Consider the following 19,352-nt stretch of genomic DNA (forward strand, 5'->3'; position numbering starts at 1 on the left):
GGCGACGAAGGTAGCGCCCACGCCCTTAGCCGGCCCGCTACTTGGTGCGGCGCACCTCCTCGGCCTCATCGCGCGTCTCTACCGCTTTGTCGATTATCTCCTCGGCCTTGCCCGTCACGGTATCGGGCATGAGGTGCAGCAGCACGCGGTTTTCGCGGGCGAAAACCTGCATCAGCACAATGAGATACGAGAGCAGCAACGGCCCGATTACCAAACCTACAATGCCGAAAATATCGACGCCCAACGTGAGGCCCACCAGCGTTACCCAGGGATGGATGTCGCCCATGTACTTAGCCATCCAGATGCGTAGCAGGTTGTCGATGTTGATAATCACGACCACGCCCACAATCAAAATGCCCAGGCCCTGCCCCGTATGCCCTTGCGCAAACTGGTAGAGCGCGGCCGGCCCCCAGACAAGCGGCGTACCCAACACCGGAATGAAAGCCATGAAAAACGCAATTACCGTCCAGAAAGCCGGGCTGGGCACCCCGAATATCCACAGCGTAGCACCCGTGAGCAGGCTCTGCACCAGCGCTACCACACCTTGCCCCAGCACGTTGGCATTCACGTTATTGCGCAGCGAGTCGCTAAGCTCCTCCAGCGTCTTTTCGCGGAAGGGCAGGTAGCGGCGCAAACCAGCCAGAAACGTTTCTTCCTGCATAAAGAGGTAATACATTGTGAAGAGCATCAGGCCCACTATCACAATGACATTCAGCACGCTGCTCGCCAGGGTAGGTATCCACTGGCTTACTTTGGTAGCGCCTTGTTGCAGTAATTGCCGCACCTGCGCCTGGTCGGTTACCTGCATCCCGAGCTTGCGCTCGATGCCCTGCACGGTAGCCAGAATCTGGTCGGTATTCTGAGCCGCTATCCGCACCTTGTCGATTAGCAGCGAGGTGAGGGCAAAAAACGGAATGATGAGCACCACCAGCGCAAACACCAGCAGCAGCACCGTCACGAGCGTGCGGTTCCATTTGCGCTTGTGTACCAGCGCCGTAAACCACGGGCGCAGCACCACATACAGGATGCCTGCCCCCAAAAAGGCCGTGAGGTAACCCAGCAGACCGTAAAACGTGAGCAGCCCCAGCAGCACCACCGTCACGATGAGCAGCAGGTAGCGTTGGCGGGGCGAGTAGATATTGGTTTCGAGCGGAAGCGACATGAGGCGCGGCAAAGGCCGGTAAAAATGAATATTACCCGCTGAACGAAAACGGCTCCAAAAGGCTGCCTTCGCGGCCATAGAAGCCCTTTTTTAACCGAAAAAGCGCCCGCTCCGGCCGAAGCCAGAGCGGGCGCTCCTTTATCTATTAGGCGAAAAGCTTAGGCTGAAGCCGACTCAGCCAGCACGACTACGTTGTTGCGCAGCACCTCTACGATGCCACCGCTGATGTGAAACGTGCCGCCGCCCGCGCCCGTCACCGTCACGTCGCCTTCCTTGAGGGCGGCGATGAGCGGGGCGTGGTTGTTGAGCACTTCAAACGAGCCGTCGGTGCCCGGAAAGCGCACCGAAGTGGCTTCGCCGTCATACACCTTGCGGTCGGGGGTGATGATTTCTAGATGCATGGTTTTTAGTGCTTGGCGCTTAGTGCCTAGTGCTTAGTTGTTAGGAAAAACCTAAGCTCTAAGCACCAGGCACCAAGCACTATACTTACTTGGCTTCCGCAATCAGGCGCTCACCCTTGGCTACGGCATCTTCGATGTTGCCCACCAGGTTGAAGGCCGACTCGGGCAGGTGGTCGTACTTGCCGTCGATGATTTCGTTGAAGCCTTTGATAGTGTCCTTGATATCAACCAGTACGCCTTGCAGGCCGGTGAACTGCTCGGCCACGAAGAAGGGCTGCGACAGGAAGCGCTGCACGCGGCGGGCGCGGTTTACGGTCTGCTTGTCTTCTTCCGACAGCTCGTCCATACCCAGGATGGCGATGATGTCTTGCAGCTCTTTGTAACGCTGCAAAATCTCCTTCACGCGCTGGGCGGTGTTGTAGTGCTCGTCGCCGAGGATGGTGGCGTCGAGGATACGCGAGGTCGAGTCCAGCGGGTCAACGGCCGGGTAGATGCCCAGCTCGGCGATTTTGCGGCTCAGTACCGTCGTGGCATCCAAGTGAGCAAAGGTGTTGGCCGGGGCCGGGTCGGTCAAGTCATCGGCCGGCACATAAACAGCCTGCACCGAGGTAATCGAGCCACGCTTGGTCGAGGTGATGCGCTCCTGCATGGCACCCATTTCGGTGGCCAGCGTGGGCTGGTAGCCTACGGCCGACGGCATACGCCCCAGCAGAGCCGATACCTCCGAACCCGCCTGCGTGAAGCGGAAGATGTTGTCGATAAAGAACAGAATGTCGCGGCCAGCACCGGTGCCGTCGCCATCGCGGAAGCTCTCGGCGATAGTCAGACCCGACAATGCCACGCGGGCGCGGGCTCCGGGGGGCTCGTTCATCTGGCCGAACACGAGGGTAGCCTGCGATTTTTCCATCTCGGCCATGTCCACTTTGCTCAGGTCCCAGCCACCCTCTTCCATCGAGTGCTTGAAGGCGTCGCCGTAGCGGATGATGTTAGCTTCGATGAATTCGCGCAGCAAGTCGTTGCCCTCGCGGGTACGCTCGCCCACACCGGCAAATACCGACAGACCCGAGTAGGCCTTGGCCACGTTGTTGATAAGCTCTTGAATCAGAACGGTTTTGCCTACGCCAGCGCCACCGAACAGACCAATTTTACCGCCCTTTACGTAGGGAGCGAGCAGGTCAATTACTTTGATGCCGGTGAAGAATACTTCCGACGAAGTAGCCAGTTCCTCAAACGCCGGAGCGTTGCGGTGGATGGGCAGGCCGCCCGTGCTCACCGGCTGCGGAATACCGTCAATAGCCTGGCCGATAACGTTGAAGAGGCGGCCTTTCACGCCGTCGCCGGTAGGCATGGTAATGGCGTGGCCGAGGTTGCGCACTTCGGCACCGCGGGTCAGGCCCTCGGTCGAGTCCATGGCGATGGTGCGGACCCGGTCTTCGCCCAGGTGCTGCTGGGTTTCCAGCATTACCACCTGGCCGTTTTCTTTGGTTACTTCCAGGGCGTCGAAGATGTTGGGGAGGCTCGCTTCGCCCGCGAAGCTCACGTCCACCACGGGGCCGATAACCTGGGTGATTTTGCCCGAATTCGCCATTTGGTTTTGTTTTACTAAGTTAAGTTGCTTTTGAGGGTGCAAAAGTACGCCGAAAACGGGGCTTTACCAAGCTGCGCGCTCTTTGGCCCGCCGCGGCCCAATTACCCCAAACGTCGCCCCTACTCGTCCTCAAGAGCCAAAAATATTTATCCCAGCCGCCCGCTGCCAACCGCCGCTAACTCAGCCACTAAGCACTTAGCGGCTGCCTGAGCCGCAAAAAAACTTGAAAAATTTTACACCTATCTCTTGCCTTGTAAGCTTCTTTTTCTACCTTTGCAGCCCCGAACAGCACATCGCTCTACGATAGCTCTACGGGAAATTGTCCGATGGTGTAACCGGCAACACGCTTGATTTTGATTCAAGAAAGTCCAGGTTCGAGCCCTGGTCGGACAACTCCCCCTCGCAAAGCGCCCCTTTTCAGATTCTGAGAAGGGGCGTTTTTGTTTTTTGGTCCGACCAGGGCTTGAACCTGGACTTTTAACCGCTAGTAGCTGAGCTGGCTATCTTTGCCTTGCACGGTTATCCCACCTTGCCTCGGCTCCTTGGAAAAGGAAAGCCCCGGCTGGTGACACAGACGGGGCTTAAAAGAAGAAGGTGGCTAAACACCTAATTCTCCCTGCAATGAGAAATAAGCGTGTAAAAACGGGGGCTAAGCTCAGGCTTGACCTCCGGCTATCCGAAGAGCTAATCAAATGGCTCATCGGGCTTGCAATTGGTAGCGGTGCCCTCTCAGCGGCCGTTCACTACTTGTAAGAGCGGTAAGGTGCTGGGCTGAAAGGCTCGGCACCTTATTTTTTGCCTCTATAACGACACAAATTTAAATTGGGTTTGCAGATTTCCGACAGCCTGTGCTCAACTATTTTATTGGAGCTAAAACAGGATTTCTACCACAATTTCGTAAACCTATCGCAACTTTGCAGTCGCAAACCGCCACCCGCCGGCGGCCCCGCCAAGTTCGACTGTATGAGTAAGCAGCCCCCGCAGCCCCTGGCCCCCCGGACGCCCGACCTAAGTAGTGGGGTGCGGACGGAATGCCCGGTGAATGGGCGGCCGCAACGATTTTTAGCAATTCGGGAAAAACGGCGGCCGCAAGACTGCGCTACGGTTTTCCCGCCCCTTGATTTTTATAAAGGCGCTGGCTTCTCCCCTACCGGGAGCAAGCCGGCGCCTTTCGCTTTTTGGTCTTGTGCGGTAGGCTTCAGCTTGCCGTTTAGCGCTTTATTTTCTCTGACACCTTTATCCACGGCGAGCTAACGCTTACCCTACACTTGATGGAACCGATTGTTAAGATATTTGCGGGCAGCGCCTCGCAGGAGCTGGGCCGCAACATTGCCGAGTGCTACGGCCAGCCGCTGGGCGACCTCACCGTACAGCGTTTTGCCGATAACGAGCTGGGGCCCAGCTTCAATGAAAGCGTGCGCGGCTGTGAGGTATTCCTTATTCAAAGCACCTTTCCTCCCTCCGAGCACCTCATGGAGGCCATGCTGATGGTGGACGCCTGCAAGCGCGCCTCGGCCCACAAAGTGAACCTCGTGATGCCCTACATGGGCTACGCCCGCCAGGACCGCAAAGACAAGCCCCGCGTGAGCATCGGGGCCAAGGTGGTGGCCAACATCATCCAGAGCGTGGGCACCGACCGCCTCATGGCCTGCGACCTGCACGCCGGCCAGATTCAGGGCTTCTTTGACATCCCGGTCGACCACCTCGACGGGGCCACTGTTACGGCACCCTACATCAAGAGCCTGAACCTCGAAAACCTCATCTTCGCCTCGCCCGACGTGGGCGGCGTGGTGCGGACGCGGGCCTACGCCAAGAAATTTGGGGCCGAGATTGTAGTCTGCGACAAGATGCGCCTGCGGGCCAACGAGATTGCCTCAATGCAGGTAATCGGCGACGTGAAGGGCATGGACGTAGTGTTCGTGGACGACCTTGTGGACACGGCCGGCACCATTTGCAAAGCCGCTGACCTCGTGATGGAGCGCGGCGCGCGCTCGGTCCGCGCCGTTATTACGCACCCGCTGCTGAGCGGCCCGGCGCACGAGCGCATCCGCAATTCGTCGCTCACGGAACTGATTACGACGGATACGATTCCGCAGCGCGAGGTGAATGACAAGATTCGGGTGATTTCGGTAGCGCCGCTGTTTGCCGCTGCTATTCGCAACGTGGTGACGCATGACAGCATCAGTTCGCTGTTCATTTAAGTATTGCACGGACTTTGTAGTCCGCGTCCGACTGGCTGCCCGCTAACGGACGCGGACTGCAAAGTCCGCGCAACTGCTTTGCTATTCCCACCCCAAACCCGTACCTTTGCGGCCCGTTTGGCAAAGTATGCTAGGCGGCTAATTCATTCCAAACCAACTTCTTTTATGAAAAGCCTGGAGATTGTAGGGTTTAAAAGAGCGAATCTCGGCAAGACGGACGCCAAGGCACTGCGCCTCGACGCCCAAGTGCCTTGCGTACTGTACGGTGGCCAAGACACGGTGCACTTCTCGGTGCCCGCCATCCTGTTCCGCGAGCTGCTGTACACCCCGGAGGCCCACATCGTGGACCTGAACGTGGAAGGCACGCACTACCGCGCCATCGTGCAAGATGCTCAGTTTCACCCCGTGAACGAGATGCTGCTGCACGTGGACTTCCTGGAATTGCAGGAAGGCAAAGAAGTGAAAATGGACATCCCCGTGAAATACGTGGGCGTATCGCCGGGCGTACTCGCCGGTGGCAAGCTCGCCAGCAAGCTGCGCAAGCTGAAGGTGAAGGCTACCGCCGAAAACCTGCCCGACTACGTGGAAGTTGACATCAGCACCCTAGAGCTCGGCAAATCGGTGAAAGTAGGCGCGGTGAAAGCCGAAAACTACACCATCCTCACCAACGCTCAGGCCCCCATCGCCACCGTTACCATCCCGCGTGCGCTGAAAGGCGAAATGGCTGCCAACCGCGGCTAAGACCGCAGATTCAAACGGATTTTTAGGATTCAACGGATACGCCCGCTGCGCGGGCTGACTATTCGGACGCGGTCCTTGCCGTTGTGTATTCTTTGGCGCTGTGGCGTTGTTTTGCAAAAGAAAAAGGCTGCTTTTCAAGCAGCCTTTTTCTTTTGCAAAATTCTGCTACATAGTTCTTTACACTACTAGCCCTGAATTAACTACCCGAAAAATACCGAGTAGCCAGCTCGCGCAGCGGGCGTATCCGTTAAATCCTAAAAATCCGTTTGAATCTGTGGTCTTTCTAGTTCTTGCCCTGGGCAACATCGGCCCCGAATACGCCGACACGCGCCATAACATCGGCTTTATGGTGGCCGACTACCTGGCCGCAAAATTTGACGCACCGCGCTTCGCGCTTGGCCGCCACGCCTTCACTACCGAGTTCAAGAGCAAGGGCCACACCTACGTACTGGTGAAGCCTACTACCTTCATGAACCTCAGTGGCAAGGCTGCGCAGCACTGGCTGAGCGCGCTCAAAATTCCGATCGGGAACATGATTGTTGTCACCGACGACCTAGCCCTGCCCTTCGGCAAGCTGCGGCTGAAAGGCCAGGGCTCGGCAGGGGGGCACAACGGGCTGAAAGACATCCAGGCCACGCTCGGCACCGACGTGTATGCGCGGCTGCGCTTCGGCGTCGATGCCAATTTCCCGAAGGGCCGGCAGGTCGATTACGTGCTCAATCCCTTTTCGGCCGATGAGCAGCTTGACTTGCCACTGCGCATCGAGAAAGCCGGCGAAGCGATTTTAGCCTTCGGCGCTATGGGGCTGGAACGGGCCATGAACGTGGTAAACGTGAAGTAGTAACCGCTGGCTTGACCGGCTTTATAAACGCCAAAACCGGCTGTCATGCTGAGCTTGCGAAGCATCCTAGCACGCTCGAATAAACGTGCTAGGATGCTTCGCGAGCTCAGCATGACAGCCGGTTTTTAGCGCTTACGGGCTACCTAAAGCTGCTACAAAATGCTACTACCGTTGCGCACGGCGCTCCCGGGCTGCATCAGCGCCAGGGTGCCATCGGCGTTTTCGGCCAGTAGTAACATGCCCTGGCTTTGAATACCTTTTATCTCGCGGGGAGCGAGATTCAGCAGCACCATCGCCTGCTGGCCAATGAGCGCTTCGGGGATAAACGACTCCGCGATGCCGCTCACGATGGTGCGCTGGTCGAGGCCGGTGTCGATGGTCAGCTTGAGCAGCTTTTTGGTTTTGGCGACTTTTTCGGCGGCGATGATGGTGCCCACGCGGAGGTCCATTTTGCCGAACTCCTCGAAGCTCACGTTTTCCTTGGCCGCCGTTACGGGCGCGTTGGCCAGGGCGTTGGCTTGCTTGGTGTCGAGCAGCTTTTGCACCTGCGCATTCACTACCGCGTCTTCGATTTTAGCAAACAGCAGCGCTGGTTCCTGCAACTGATGGCCGGCCGGCAATTGCTCGGCGCGAGTTGCGCTCGGCCAGTCGCCGGGCTGGAAATTCAGCATCTTGGCCAGCTTTTCGGCCGACTCGGGCAGGAAGGGCGTGAGCAGCGGCACCAGCGCGGCGGCCACTTGCAGGGCCACGTGCAGCACCGTGCCGGTGCGGGCGGCGTCGGTTTTGATGAGCTTCCAAGGCTCGGTTTCGGCCAGGTATTTATTGCCGACGCGGGCCAGGTTCAGCACCTCGGCCAGCGCGTCGCGGAAGCGGTAGTTTTCGATGAGGTCGCCCACGCGGGCCGGGAATTCGGCTACCTGGCGAAACACCTCTTCGTCAATGGCTTGCAGCTCGCCGCGCTCGGGTACTTGGCCCTCGAAAAACTTCTGCGTGAGCACGGCGGCGCGGTTCACGAAGTTGCCCAGGGTAGCGACCAGCTCGTTGTTGTTGCGCGCCTGGAAGTCCTTCCAGGTGAAGTCGTTATCCTTGGTTTCGGGCGCGTTGGCGCACAGCACGTAGCGCAGCACGTCGGCCTGACCGGGAAAATCCTGCAAGTACTCGTGCAGCCACACGGCCCAGTTGCGCGAGGTGCTGATTTTGTCGCCTTCGAGGTTCAGAAACTCGTTGGCCGGCACGTTGTCGGGCAGGATGTAGTGGCCGTGCGCTTTTAGCATTACCGGGAAGATAATGCAGTGAAACACAATGTTATCCTTGCCGATAAAATGCACCAGCTTGGTGCCGGGGTCCTGCCAGTACTTCTGCCAGTCGTCGGGGAAGCCCTCCTTGGTGGCCGAGATGTAGCCGATGGGCGCATCAAACCACACGTACAGCACTTTACCCTCGGCGCCGGGCACCGGCACGGGTACGCCCCAGTCGAGGTCGCGGGTTACGGCACGGGCGTGCAGGCCCTGGTCTATCCACGACTTGCACTGGCCGTACACGTTGGTTTTCCAGTCGTTTTTGTGGCCCTCGATTATCCATTCGCGCAGCCAGGGCTCGTACTGGTCGAGGGGCAAAAACCAGTGCTTGGTTTCGCGCAGCACCGGCGTGTTGCCGCTCAGCATCGAGCGCGGGTTGATGAGCTCGGTGGGGCTGAGCGAGGTGCCGCAGCGCTCGCACTGGTCGCCGTAGGCGTTTTCGTTGCCGCAGTTGGGACAGGTGCCCACCACGTAGCGGTCGGCCAGAAACTGGCCGGCCTGCTCGTCGTAGAGCTGCTGCGTGGTTTGCTCAATAAATTTATTATCAGCGTACAGCTTCTTGAAAAACTCGCTCGATACCTCAGCGTGCGTTTCGGAAGATGTGCGCGAATACACGTCGAACGACACGTTAAATTCCTTGAACGAGTCGCCGATAATCTTGTGGTATTTGTCGACCACCTGCTGCGGCGTCACGCCCTCTTTCTGCGCCCGAATAGTGATGGGCACACCGTGCTCATCGGAGCCACAAATGAATTTTACGTCACGGTTTTGGGCGCGCAGGTAGCGCACGTAGATGTCGGCGGGCAAATACACGCCGGCCAGGTGCCCGATGTGGACGGGGCCGTTGGCGTAGGGCAGCGCCGCCGTAACGGTATAGCGCTCTGGGAGTAAGGTCATCTTTGCAAAAATAAAAACGTGGGTCGCCGCTGGCTGGCCGCAGGTAGTGAGCGGGCGGCGCGGGCGAGCAATCCAATTGATTCAGAAAGTAAATGCTGCTAACTAAATAGCTGTTTATTCGTTTGCCAAGCTGGCAAATTACCTTTGGCTCAGCCTCTAGCAAGGCCTACTTTTCACCTTTCAATTCCCAATTTCACACATGGCTAAAAAGAACGAGACGGTAGCTGAGGCTCCGGCAGTTACCACCAAACGCACCCCCGAAGAAAAGGCCCAGCGCAAAGCTGCAAAAGCCAGTCGTCAGGCCAGCAAAAGCCTCGAAAGCGACCGCGCCGAGCAGAAGGCCAGCCAGAAGGAAACGCTGAAAGCAGCGGCCAAGCAGCTGCAAAAAGAGCTGGACGGCCGCATGAGCGAAATGGTAACGCGCATCCGCAAAGAAACGAAGGCCAAGCTGAAAGAAGTGGTGAAAGAGGCTACCCGCCGCCTCGACGTGGACACCGAGCGCCTCTTCGAGCAGGCCCTGCACACGATAGTGCGCCACTACGACTCAGTAGCGCCCGGCCGTAGCAACGACCTCAACTTCCCGGCCCCGACCGCAGCTGATACCAGTGAAGAATCTGATAGCAAGCCTATTATTACCCCCAGCCGCAAAGCCAGCGCCGGCAAAAATGCTGCGCCGCGCAAGCCGGCCGCAAAGCCCGAAGCCGCGCCAGCCGCCGAAAAGGCTAGCGCCAAACGCCCCGGCAGCGCCGCTCCCAAAGCGGCCCCCGCCGCCCGCGCGCCCAAGCGCCCGGCCACGCCCAGCCTGAACACTCCCGAAGGTACCACCAACGACAGCGTAGCGGTAGACAACGTTTAGTCGTCCCTCAGCCGAGTCTTTACAGCTAAAAAAGCGGCCTGCTTTCCTATCCGGAAGCAGGCCGCTTTTTTAGCTGTACAAGGTGGCTTGTTCGGTACTTCCGGTGCGGACAGTTGGCGAAGAAGCTGGCAATTCGCACCCTTAAACATCAGAACGGGTTAGGCACTTACGGCCGGCGCAGGGTATCGGCAATCGGCTGGTCGAGGCGGCGCAGGCGCGTCTCGGGCGTCGTGATGTTGGCGTCGTTGGTGTTGAGCGTTTCGGGGCGCTTGGCGCGATTAATATCGGAGGCGTCTTCGCCAAGGCGCATCACGTTGGGCGTGGCATCGGGCACGGGCGCGCCAGCCCGCACGGCAGTGCCGTTGGAGTTGTAGATGGCTCGGCGGTCAGCGTCGGAATTTACTTCGGTGGGCACGCTGCGCGGGGCCGCGCTTTCGGCGGTTTGTTCAGTGGTGCTACAGCTGGTCAGCAGGGCCGGCAGCGCCAGCCAAGCCAGGCGGGAAGGAGTATGAAAAGGCATGATTATCAAAAGAAAAGGCGACCCTGCGCGGGCCGCCTTCCTTAAACGCAGGTTGGATTTTGGGGTTCCAACTTATTTCTTTTCAAAGACCAGCGCGTTGCCGTCCATGCAGTAGCGCTGGCCGGTGGGCTTGGGGCCGTCGTCGAAGACGTGGCCGAGGTGGCCGCCGCACTTAGCGCACACTATTTCGTCGCGGCTCATGCCAAAGCTGTTGTCCGACTTTATTTTAACGCTACCCGCCGTAGCGGGTGCGAAGAAGCTGGGCCAGCCGGTGCCCGAGTCGAACTTGGTAGCGCTGGAAAACAGCAGGTTATGGTCGGCGGCGCAGTAATAGGTGCCGGCCGCGTGGTTGTCGTGGTACTTGCCGGTGAAGGGCCGCTCGGTACCCTCTTGGCGCAGAATGTAGTACTGGTCGGGCGTGAGCAGCTTTTTCCACTCGGCATCGGTGTGCTGCACCGGAAACTCGCCGGGCTTGCCGGTCACGGGCTGGGGCTGCGGGTATTTGGCAGTGGTGACGGTGGCACCTTTGGGGCCGGCAGGTACCACGCCAGCCACCGGCTTATCGGCGCGGGTTTGGGAGCAGGCGGGAGTGAAAATAACGACGCTCAGCAGGAGCGAAAGCAAAGAAAGACGCATGGGTGAAGGACTGCTAGTTGGAGGGCTAACAAACGCAAAAAGCCCGGCGTTCGGATGTAGCGCCCAGTCGGGTTAAAATAGTTGAAATGGAATTTTTGCGCCTTGCCCGCTGTCCGTACTCCGGCTGGCTAGTAATTAGATAATTAGGGCGATGGCGTTTTTCTGCCTGATTACCCGTACCTTTGCGGCCGCAAAAACTTACGTATGACTCAGAACATTCGGAATATCGCCATCATTGCCCACGTTGACCACGGCAAGACGACTTTGGTGGATAAGATTATCCACGCTTCTAAGATTTTCGACGCCCACCAGCAGTTCGACGACCTTATCCTCGACAACAACGACCTGGAGCGTGAGCGTGGCATTACCATCGTATCGAAGAACGTATCGGTACGCTACAATGGCGTGAAAATCAACATTATCGACACCCCTGGTCACGCCGACTTCGGCGGCGAGGTAGAGCGCGTGTTGAAAATGGCCGACGGCGTGCTGCTGCTCGTGGACGCCTTCGAAGGCGCCATGCCGCAGACCCGCTTCGTGCTCAGCAAGGCTCTCGACCTGGGTTTGAAGCCCATCGTGGTAGTAAACAAGGTAGACAAGGAAAACTGCCGCCCCGACGAGGTGCACGAGCAGGTATTCGACCTCATGTTCAACCTCGGCGCCACCGAAGACCAGCTTGATTTCGTGACCCTCTACGGCTCGAGCAAGCAAGGCTGGATGAGCACCGACTGGAAAGTAAAAACCGACAGCATCACCCCGCTGCTCGACGCCGTAATCGAGTCGATTCCGGCTGCCCCCGTCAACGAAGGCACCCCGCAGATGCAGGTTACTTCACTCGACTACTCGTCGTTTGTGGGCCGCATCGCCATTGGGCGCGTGCACCGCGGCACCCTCAAGGAGGGCGCTAACATGAGCCTGATGAAGGCTGATGGCAGCGTGAAGAAAGTAAAAATCAAGGAGCTGCAAGTATTTGAGGGCCTGGGCCGCACGAAAGTAGCCGAAGTAAGCAGCGGCGACATCTGCGCCGTAACCGGCATCGAAGGCTTCGACATCGGCGACACGCTGGCCGACGCCGAGAACCCCGAGGCACTGGAGCGCATTGCCATCGACGAGCCGACGATGAACATGCTGTTCACCATCAACAACTCGCCGTTCTTCGGCAAGGAAGGTAAGTTTGTGACTTCGCGCCACTTGCGCGACCGCCTCTTCAAGGAAACCGAGAAAAACCTGGCGCTGCGCGTGAAGGAAACCGACCGTGAAGACACCTTCCTGGTGTTTGGCCGGGGCATTCTGCACTTGTCGGTTCTCATCGAAACCATGCGCCGCGAGGGCTACGAGCTGCAGCTCGGCCAGCCGCAGGTGCTGTACAAAGAAGACGAAAACGGCAACCGCCTGGAGCCTGTGGAGCACCTGGTAGTAGACGTGCCCGAGGAAACCGCCGGTAAGGTTATCGAGCTGGTAACCATGCGCAAAGGCGAGCTCAGCATCATGGAGCCCAAGGGCGACTTGCAACACCTGGAGTTCAACATTCCGAGCCGTGGCCTCATCGGCCTGCGCAACAACGTGCTGACCGCTACCGCCGGCGAAGCTATTATGAACCACCGCTTTGCCTCGTATGAGCCGCACAAGGGCGCGATTCCGGGCCGCATCTCGGGCTCGCTGATTTCGCTGGAAAGCGGCCCCGGCACGGCCTACACCATCGACAAGATGCAGGACCGCGGCGTATTCTTCGTAGACCCGGGCGAGGAAGTGTACGGTGGCCAGGTTATCGGTGAGCACACCCGCCCCAACGACCTGACCATCAACATCCAGAAGGGCAAGAAGCTGACCAACATGCGCGCGTCGGGCTCGGACGACAACGTGAAAATCGTGCCCAAGCGCCAGTTCTCGCTCGAAGACGCGATGGAGTACATCCAGAAAGACGAGTACCTGGAAGTAACGCCCAAGTCGGTGCGGATGCGCAAGATTTACCTCGACGAAAACGAGCGCCTGCGCTACGCTAAGACCGCCGACGCCCAATAATCGCAGATTCAAACGGATTTTTAGGATTGAACGGATACGCCTGCTGCGCAGGCTGGCTATTCGGGAGATACGGGAAAGGCTGCCTCTGGGCAGCCTTTCTTTGTTTTTAGTAGAATATGTTAGCTTAGTTTTAATTTCTTAATTTATGGATTCTTTGAACGCTTTTGTTCAGCTTTTTACGCTGGCTGATACTGACGCTACCCAGCGCGTTACCGAACGTCTTTCGCTGGTGCTGCGCGACCCAGCCGCCTACCAGGAGGAATATGCCGAAGAACTGGCCGAGCGCGGCATCGAAGCGGCGCTGCCCGCGCAGGAGCTGCGTGATGTGGCCCTCATTGACGCGCTGCTGAGCGAAGAATTGCTGTGGGAGGCCGACTGGACCGACCCGGTAGCCGACCTCGCCTACGGCCTCAATGAGACCCTGGCGCAGCAAGGCCGCTCCGAGCGGCTGAATGAGCAAGGCTTTGCCAGCCGCGCCACTACCGGGCCCGAAGCGCTGGATGCCTTGCAGGAAGCGCTGGAGCCGCTGGGCCTGGCCCTGGTGCTGCTGCCGCTGGACAGCGACTCGCACGCGCTGAGCGTGGTAGCCGAGGTGCAGGTAGAGGAAACGCGCCGCTTGGCCCAGCAGTTGGGCTTTGGCTTGAAAGTATACTGATACTGCAAGACGTTGAGCGGGGTAGAGACGCAATATTTTGCGTCTGGCGTTAGGGAGGTTTGCTCAGCAACGCTAGACGCAAACTATTGCGTCTCTACTCTATGTATGCAAAACTGAGCCTTATCCGCGCTGGCGCACGGCCTCGAACGTGAGCACGGCCGCCGCCACGCTCACGTTGAGCGAGTCGAGCACGCCGCGCATCGGGATGATAACCGTTTCGTCGCAGGCTTGGCGGGTGGCGGGCGTGAGGCCGTCGGCCTCGGTGCCGAGCACCAGCGCGGTGGGGCCGCTAAAGCTGGTGGCAGTGTAGCTTTTGGCCTCGTCGGCCAGCGCGGCGGCGAAGGTGCGAATGCCTTTTTCTTTCAGAAAAGCCAGAATTTCTGGCATGGGTGCGGCCACAGTGGGCACCGTGAAGATGCCGCCCAGGCTGGCCCGGATGACGTTCGGGTTGTAGAGGTCGGTGCGCGGGTCGCCCACCAGCACGGCGTGGGCGGGCGCGGCATCGGCCGTGCGCAGAATGGCACCAAGGTTGCCGGGCTTCTCCACTGCTTCGAGCACGATGATAAGCGGGTTCGCGGGCAAATTGAGGTCGGCCAGCGTGCGGCTGGGCGTGCGCAACAGCGCCAGCACGCCGTCAGAGCGCTCGCGCACGGCCAGCTTGGCGAATACCGTGGGGCTCACGGGTAGCAGCTCGTAGGGGCGCGGCACGAGGTGCGTGGGCGCGGTCAGCTCCTGGGTTATCTCGTCGCCGGCCAGCTCGGCGCAGAGTAGCAACGTGGCCAGCTGCCAGCCGGCCTGGCGGGCGTTGGCCAGCTCGCGGTAGCCTTCCACCAAAGTCAGGCCCTGGCGGCGGCGCTCGGCCGACTTGTCTTGCAGGCGCAGTACCTCCTTGATGCGCGGGTTGTGCAGGCTGGTGATGCGGTCGGGCTGAGCAGGGCGGGCGGCGTACATGGCTGCGAAGGTACGGTTGGCGGGCGGTGGGCGTGGCAGGTGAAAAGGTGCCCGGCGTCGAAAAGGCCTTTTAGCAACGAATAAAAAGCAGGAACGATAAAGTAGGCTTTTCTTTATGCTACTGAACGCTTAATAACGTTTGTCGTAACGAAAAAGCGATTTTTCCCCGCTCTCTCTCTTCTCTCTGCATCCGAAACAGCCTAGCCCTTTCTCCTCTTCCCCTCATAACCTCCTCACCTCCTTGGGCCTCCGACTCAATACCAAGATTTTACTGGGTTTCGCCATTGCGCTGGCCGCGCTGGTGGCCACGTCCGTGATGGCGTTCGTTTCCATCCGGCAGCTGAGCCGCTACACCGAGCTGGTCGAGCACTCTTACCAGGTGCTGCAACAAACCGACGACGTGCGCATTGCCATCCGCGACGCCCAAACCGGCATGCGCAGCTACCTGCTGGTGGGCGACCCCTACTACCTTGACCTCTACTACCGCAACGCCTTGCTGATGCGGCGCAAAGCCGTAGCCTTGCAGCACCTCGTGGCCGACCGGCGCGTGCAGCACCAGCGCGCCGATACGCTGCGCCAGCTCATTGAGGGCCAGGAGCAAGAGCTGGAGCTGTTCAAAAACTACGACCCCTCGCCCGAGGCGGCCCAGGTGCTGCTACTGCGCGAGCAGCAGCCGCTGCGCACCTTCAAGGGGGTAGTGCTGCGCCTGCGCCAGCACGAAGAATACCTGCTCAAAAGCCGCAACCAGCGCCAGAAGCTGTTTCAGAAACTGGTGCCGGCGGCCATCGTGCTGTCGGCGGTGCTGGCCATCGTCATCGTGCTGTGGCTGTTTGGCCGCATCGCCGACGAGCTGCGCGCCAACGAGCACCTGCGCCTCGAACTCACCCGCACCAACCAGGACACGGCCCGGCGCATCAAGGGCATCGAGCACCTGGCCCGGCAGGTAGTGCAGGGCGATTATAAGGTTAAAATTCAAGACGATGGCGCCGACCGCCTGGGCTCGCTGGCCAAGCTGCTCAACCAAATGACGCAGGCCTTGGACGAGGCCTTCGGCGAGCTCGAAAGCCGCAACCAGGAGCTCGACCAGTTTGCCTACGTGGCCTCGCACGACCTGAAAGCCCCGCTACGCGGCCTGGGCTCCATCGTGAAGTGGATAGAAGACGAGCAGGCCGACGAGCTTTCGCCCGCCCTGCGCACCTACCTCACCCAGATGAAGGGCCGCCTGGCCCGCCTCGAAGACCTCATCAACGGCCTGCTGGCCTATGCCCGGGCCGGCCGCACCGAGCATCCCACCGAGCAAGTGAGCGTGGCGCAGCTGGCCCGCGACGTAGCCGACCTCGTGGTGCCGCCCGACTTTACTTTGGAACTGGCCCCCGGCCTGCCCACCTTCCACACCGACCGGCTGGCCTTGCAGCAAGTGTTCACCAATCTGTTCAGCAACGCCGTGAAGTACCACGGCGCGGGTGCGGGCGGCCGCATTTGCCTCAGCGCCCGCGACGCCGGCCGCGCCTACGAGTTCAGGGTGCAAGACAACGGCCCCGGCATCGCGCCCGAGCACCACGAACGCATTTTCCGGCTGTTTCAAACCCTGCGCGACCGCCACACGGCCGAGAGCACCGGCATCGGCCTCAGCATCGTGAAGCGCCTCATCGACAACCAGAAGGGCAGCATCCGGGTCGAGTCGGAAGTAGGGCACGGGGCCGCTTTTATCTTTACCTGGACCAAGTAGCCGCGCAGGTTTTTGGGCGGGGCGGGGCCGACCCCGCTTCATTTTTTCGATTGATTTACATCACTCGGCCAATCCAGCACGGTAGCCGGGGCCGTTATCTACGGTGCAGCTTATTAGCTTTACTCTTATTCTTAATACTATGCGTTCGGTTTTACTGGTTGAAGACGACATTTTTGACACGATGATGGCGCAAAAGACCTTTGCCAAATTCAACGTGCCGCACCAGCTCCACACCGCCTTCAACGGCGAGGAAGCGCTGGACCTGCTGCTGGGGCGCGGCGGGGTAGCGCCCATCAGCCCCTTGCCCGAGGTAATCTTGCTCGACCTGAACATGCCGCGCATGGGTGGCCTCGAGTTTTTGGCCGAAATGCGCGCCACGCCCGCCCTGAGCGACATTCCGGTGTATATCACTACTACTTCGGACATGGAGCACGAGCGCGCCGCCGCCGCCAACTTGGCCGTGAGCGGCTACATCCTCAAGCCCCTCGATTTTGAGTCGGGCCACAACATGGTCGACAGCCTCAACCTGCTCGAAAAGCTGCTGAAATAGCGGCGGGTAGCGTTTTGGGCGGCCGGGCACTTTTGGGGCGGCCGGGCTCGTTGCAGGCGCACCGGCCGGCATTGGCTGGTTTCGCTTTTCTTTGCTCGCATGAAACCCGTGATTATCGCCGCGTTGGCCCTGGTGGGGCTGGGCGTGGCCAGCCAGCCCGCGCTGGCCCAGGATGATGCCCCCCGGCAGCTGGGCGGTGCCCCTACCCTGCCCGCCCCGGCCACCCGGCCCGCCGCCCCGCCCCGCCAGCAGCTCGACGTGGTGCCCGCCCCGGCCCCCGTGGCCCCTGGCCAGGTGGCCACGGCTCCCGATTCGGCGCGCCAGCCGGCCGTAGTGGCCGAGCCCGTGGCCCCGCCGCCCGCCCCGGCCGCTGGCACCAGCCCCTTTGGCCGCCCCTACGTGATGGCTGGCCCCACCCGGCCGACGCTCTTTCAGGTGGGGCTCAAGAACGGGCAGGTGTACAACGTGGCCGACGTGGAGGTGAAATCGCCGCTTTTCGGCCACTCGCACCTGCTGCTCGACGGCCGGCAGCGCATCGACCTCGCCGACGTGGGCTTCTACGAAGACCAGACCGGCCACTACGTGCGCACCACGCTGCCCAACTCAAACCGCGAAACGACCCTGCGCCGCGAAAAAACCGGCCGCATCAGCCTCTACGCCACCTATAATACCTCCTACGCCAGCTCGCCCTACGGCATGGGGATGGGCATGGGAATGGGCGGCTTTGGCTACGGTGGCTACCCGTATGGTGGCTTCGGCAACCCCTACGGCGGCTACCGCACCACCAAAACCGAGTATTTCTCGAAAGACAATGGCCCGGTGCAAAACCTGAACTTGCGCAACCTAACCGTGGCCACGGCCGAAAACCCCGGCGCGCAGCAGCTGCTCAGCAATGCCCGGCGCTACCGGCAGTCGACCGTCGCGGCCTACGTGGTGGGCGGCGGCCTGCTGGTGGCCGGCCTGGTGCAATCGACGCGGCCCACGGGCAGCCCCGGCATTTCGCCACTGTTCTACGCGGCCATTCCGGTGCTCATCGTGCCGCTCATCTTTCAGAGCAAGCAGGCCGAGGCCCAGCGCCAGGCCATCGCGCTCTACAACAGCGGGCGGTGAGGCGGATGAGTGAATGAGTGAATGAGTGAATGAATGAGTGAGGTACTGCGAACCTGGCGCGCCGGTTTGCAGTACCTTTTTTCATGCCTACCCGCCGCGCCGCTCCTGCCCTGTCTACTGCCGATTTTAGTGCCCTGCGCGAGCTGGCACTGCTGGCCCACTGGCGGCTGTGTGCCGAGTACGGCGCGCCGTTCTTGTTTTTCAGCACCAAAGACCCGCTGAGCGAGCTCATCAGCGCGCTGCTCTCGCACCGCACCAAAAATGCTGACTCGCACCGCGCCTACCAGCAGCTGCGGGCCACCTTCGCTACCTGGGAAGAAGTGCGCGACGCGCCCACCCTCGACGTGCAGCGCGCCCTGAGCGCCTGCACCTGGCCCGAGCAAAAAGCGCCCCGCATCCAGGCCGTGCTGCGCGAGATAAGCGCCCGCTGCGGCGACGAAAACCTGCCGCCCTGCTCGCTCGATTTCCTGGCCGATAAGCCAATCCCGGAAGCCCGCGCCTGGCTCGAAAGCATTTCGGGCGTGGGGCCCAAGACCAGCGCGGCCACGCTGCTGTTCAGCAATTTGCGCTTGCCCGCCATGCCCGTCGATAGCCACCACCACCGCGTGGCGCAGCGCCTGGGCCTCATCGGCCCGAAGGTGGGCGAAGGGCCGGCGCACGCGCTGCTGGCCGCCCTGCTGCCGCCCGACTGGACGGCCCAGCAAGTGTACGACCACCACGAGGCGCTCATGTTTCATGGGCAGAAGTGCTGCTACTTCTATAACCCCGCCTGCCAGCGCTGCGTGCTACTCGATGTGTGCCCGGTGGGCCAGGCCAAAGTAGATAAAGCTCAATCCGAATAGCTTTTGCGCAATGTTTCGGAATGTTAAAAACTATGACCATTCACCTGCACGCCAAGCCCAACGCCCGCCGCAGCCAGCTGCTGCCCGGCCCCGATGGCCGCTGGCTGGTGCGCCTCGCCGCCCCGCCGCAGGATGGGCAGGCTAACGCTGAGTTGATTGCTTTTTTGGCCGAAGTATTCGGCGTACCCAAGCGCGACGTGCAGCTGCTGAGCGGCCATACCGCGCCCTTCAAAAAGGTAGAAATAAGCGGCGTGAGCGACGAAACCGGGGCCGCAATTTTAGCGCGCTACCACGCCTGAGTGAGCGCTTTGCGCCCGGTGCGGACAGCCGGCTCAACGTCGGCAGTCCGCAC

The 19,352-nt window shown here is 60.3% G+C and carries 18 protein-coding genes and 1 tRNA gene; 12 read left to right on the forward strand and 7 right to left on the reverse strand.

Going from position 1 to position 19,352, the window contains the following annotated elements; genetic code table 11:
* Window positions 1-37 precede the first annotated feature (37 nt).
* From VFO93_RS01625 to atpD, 3 genes are all read right to left on the reverse strand, one after another.
* On the reverse strand, window positions 38-1,162 hold the full coding sequence (locus VFO93_RS01625) for an AI-2E family transporter (protein ID WP_325132560.1): 1,125 nt from the start codon (window positions 1,160-1,162) through the stop codon (window positions 38-40).
* A 158-nt stretch (window positions 1,163-1,320) separates the two neighbouring features.
* Window positions 1,321-1,563 carry an ATP synthase F1 subunit epsilon gene (gene atpC / locus VFO93_RS01630; protein ID WP_325132561.1) on the reverse strand — a complete coding sequence of 81 codons (243 nt, stop codon included), beginning with the start codon at window positions 1,561-1,563 and terminating at the stop codon, window positions 1,321-1,323.
* An 85-nt stretch (window positions 1,564-1,648) separates the two neighbouring features.
* Window positions 1,649-3,151: a F0F1 ATP synthase subunit beta gene (atpD, locus tag VFO93_RS01635; RefSeq protein WP_325132562.1), complete on the reverse strand. Its 1,503-nt coding sequence runs from the start codon at window positions 3,149-3,151 to the stop codon at window positions 1,649-1,651.
* Between the two features lie 320 nt (window positions 3,152-3,471).
* On the opposite strand from atpD, the gene VFO93_RS01640 reads away from it, so the two are divergent.
* From VFO93_RS01640 to pth, 4 genes are all read left to right on the forward strand, one after another.
* A tRNA-Gln gene (locus tag VFO93_RS01640) sits at window positions 3,472-3,544 on the forward strand.
* An 878-nt stretch (window positions 3,545-4,422) separates the two neighbouring features.
* Window positions 4,423-5,352 carry a ribose-phosphate pyrophosphokinase gene (locus VFO93_RS01645; protein WP_325132563.1) on the forward strand — a complete coding sequence of 310 codons (930 nt, stop codon included), beginning with the start codon at window positions 4,423-4,425 and terminating at the stop codon, window positions 5,350-5,352.
* A gap of 165 nt (window positions 5,353-5,517) precedes the next feature.
* Window positions 5,518-6,093: a 50S ribosomal protein L25/general stress protein Ctc gene (locus VFO93_RS01650; RefSeq protein ID WP_325132564.1), complete on the forward strand. Its 576-nt coding sequence runs from the start codon at window positions 5,518-5,520 to the stop codon at window positions 6,091-6,093.
* A gap of 274 nt (window positions 6,094-6,367) precedes the next feature.
* Complete coding sequence (gene pth / locus VFO93_RS01655) at window positions 6,368-6,934, forward strand: aminoacyl-tRNA hydrolase (RefSeq protein ID WP_325132565.1); 567 nt, start codon at window positions 6,368-6,370, stop codon at window positions 6,932-6,934.
* A gap of 152 nt (window positions 6,935-7,086) precedes the next feature.
* On the opposite strand, the gene metG is transcribed toward pth, so the two are convergent.
* Window positions 7,087-9,129: a methionine--tRNA ligase gene (gene metG / locus VFO93_RS01660; RefSeq protein WP_325132566.1), complete on the reverse strand. Its 2,043-nt coding sequence runs from the start codon at window positions 9,127-9,129 to the stop codon at window positions 7,087-7,089.
* A gap of 199 nt (window positions 9,130-9,328) precedes the next feature.
* Between metG and VFO93_RS01665 the strand changes: the two genes are divergently transcribed.
* Window positions 9,329-9,985, forward strand: coding sequence for a hypothetical protein (locus VFO93_RS01665; protein ID WP_325132567.1), 657 nt, complete (start codon window positions 9,329-9,331; stop codon window positions 9,983-9,985).
* 166 nt (window positions 9,986-10,151) lie between these two features.
* On the opposite strand, the gene VFO93_RS01670 is transcribed toward VFO93_RS01665, so the two are convergent.
* Both VFO93_RS01670 and msrB read right to left on the reverse strand, forming a co-directional pair.
* On the reverse strand, window positions 10,152-10,505 hold the full coding sequence (locus tag VFO93_RS01670; RefSeq protein ID WP_325132568.1) for a hypothetical protein: 354 nt from the start codon (window positions 10,503-10,505) through the stop codon (window positions 10,152-10,154).
* A gap of 72 nt (window positions 10,506-10,577) precedes the next feature.
* Entirely contained in the window at window positions 10,578-11,141 is a 564-nt protein-coding gene (msrB, locus tag VFO93_RS01675) for a peptide-methionine (R)-S-oxide reductase MsrB (protein WP_325132569.1), read from the reverse strand.
* A 204-nt stretch (window positions 11,142-11,345) separates the two neighbouring features.
* On the opposite strand from msrB, the gene typA reads away from it, so the two are divergent.
* The gene (gene typA / locus VFO93_RS01680; RefSeq protein ID WP_325132570.1) at window positions 11,346-13,163 is read left to right on the forward strand and encodes a translational GTPase TypA; all 1,818 of its coding nucleotides are present in this window, start codon (window positions 11,346-11,348) and stop codon (window positions 13,161-13,163) included.
* 154 nt (window positions 13,164-13,317) lie between these two features.
* Window positions 13,318-13,818, forward strand: coding sequence for a DUF6630 family protein (locus VFO93_RS01685; protein WP_325132571.1), 501 nt, complete (start codon window positions 13,318-13,320; stop codon window positions 13,816-13,818).
* A 120-nt stretch (window positions 13,819-13,938) separates the two neighbouring features.
* On the opposite strand, the gene VFO93_RS01690 is transcribed toward VFO93_RS01685, so the two are convergent.
* Window positions 13,939-14,769 carry an RNA methyltransferase gene (locus tag VFO93_RS01690; RefSeq protein ID WP_325132572.1) on the reverse strand — a complete coding sequence of 277 codons (831 nt, stop codon included), beginning with the start codon at window positions 14,767-14,769 and terminating at the stop codon, window positions 13,939-13,941.
* A 241-nt stretch (window positions 14,770-15,010) separates the two neighbouring features.
* Here VFO93_RS01690 and VFO93_RS01695 point away from each other — a divergent pair, with 241 nt between their 5' ends.
* The 5 genes from VFO93_RS01695 to VFO93_RS01715 all read left to right on the forward strand — a co-directional run bounded on the left by VFO93_RS01695 (window position 15,011) and on the right by VFO93_RS01715 (window position 19,299).
* Window positions 15,011-16,498, forward strand: coding sequence for a sensor histidine kinase (locus tag VFO93_RS01695; RefSeq protein ID WP_325132573.1), 1,488 nt, complete (start codon window positions 15,011-15,013; stop codon window positions 16,496-16,498).
* A 139-nt stretch (window positions 16,499-16,637) separates the two neighbouring features.
* Complete coding sequence (locus VFO93_RS01700; RefSeq protein ID WP_325132574.1) at window positions 16,638-17,048, forward strand: response regulator; 411 nt, start codon at window positions 16,638-16,640, stop codon at window positions 17,046-17,048.
* Window positions 17,049-17,147: 99 nt separating this feature from the next.
* Complete coding sequence (locus VFO93_RS01705; RefSeq protein WP_325132575.1) at window positions 17,148-18,158, forward strand: hypothetical protein; 1,011 nt, start codon at window positions 17,148-17,150, stop codon at window positions 18,156-18,158.
* 83 nt (window positions 18,159-18,241) lie between these two features.
* Complete coding sequence (locus tag VFO93_RS01710) at window positions 18,242-19,000, forward strand: Fe-S cluster assembly protein HesB (protein ID WP_325132576.1); 759 nt, start codon at window positions 18,242-18,244, stop codon at window positions 18,998-19,000.
* Window positions 19,001-19,032: 32 nt separating this feature from the next.
* Window positions 19,033-19,299 (forward strand): DUF167 domain-containing protein, encoded by a 267-nt coding sequence (locus VFO93_RS01715; RefSeq protein WP_325132577.1) that lies wholly within the window; start codon window positions 19,033-19,035, stop codon window positions 19,297-19,299.
* The last annotated feature ends 53 nt before the right edge of the window (window positions 19,300-19,352 follow it).

This window comes from Hymenobacter sp., assembly GCF_035709525.1.
Taxonomy (GTDB): Bacteria; Bacteroidota; Bacteroidia; order Cytophagales; family Hymenobacteraceae; genus Hymenobacter.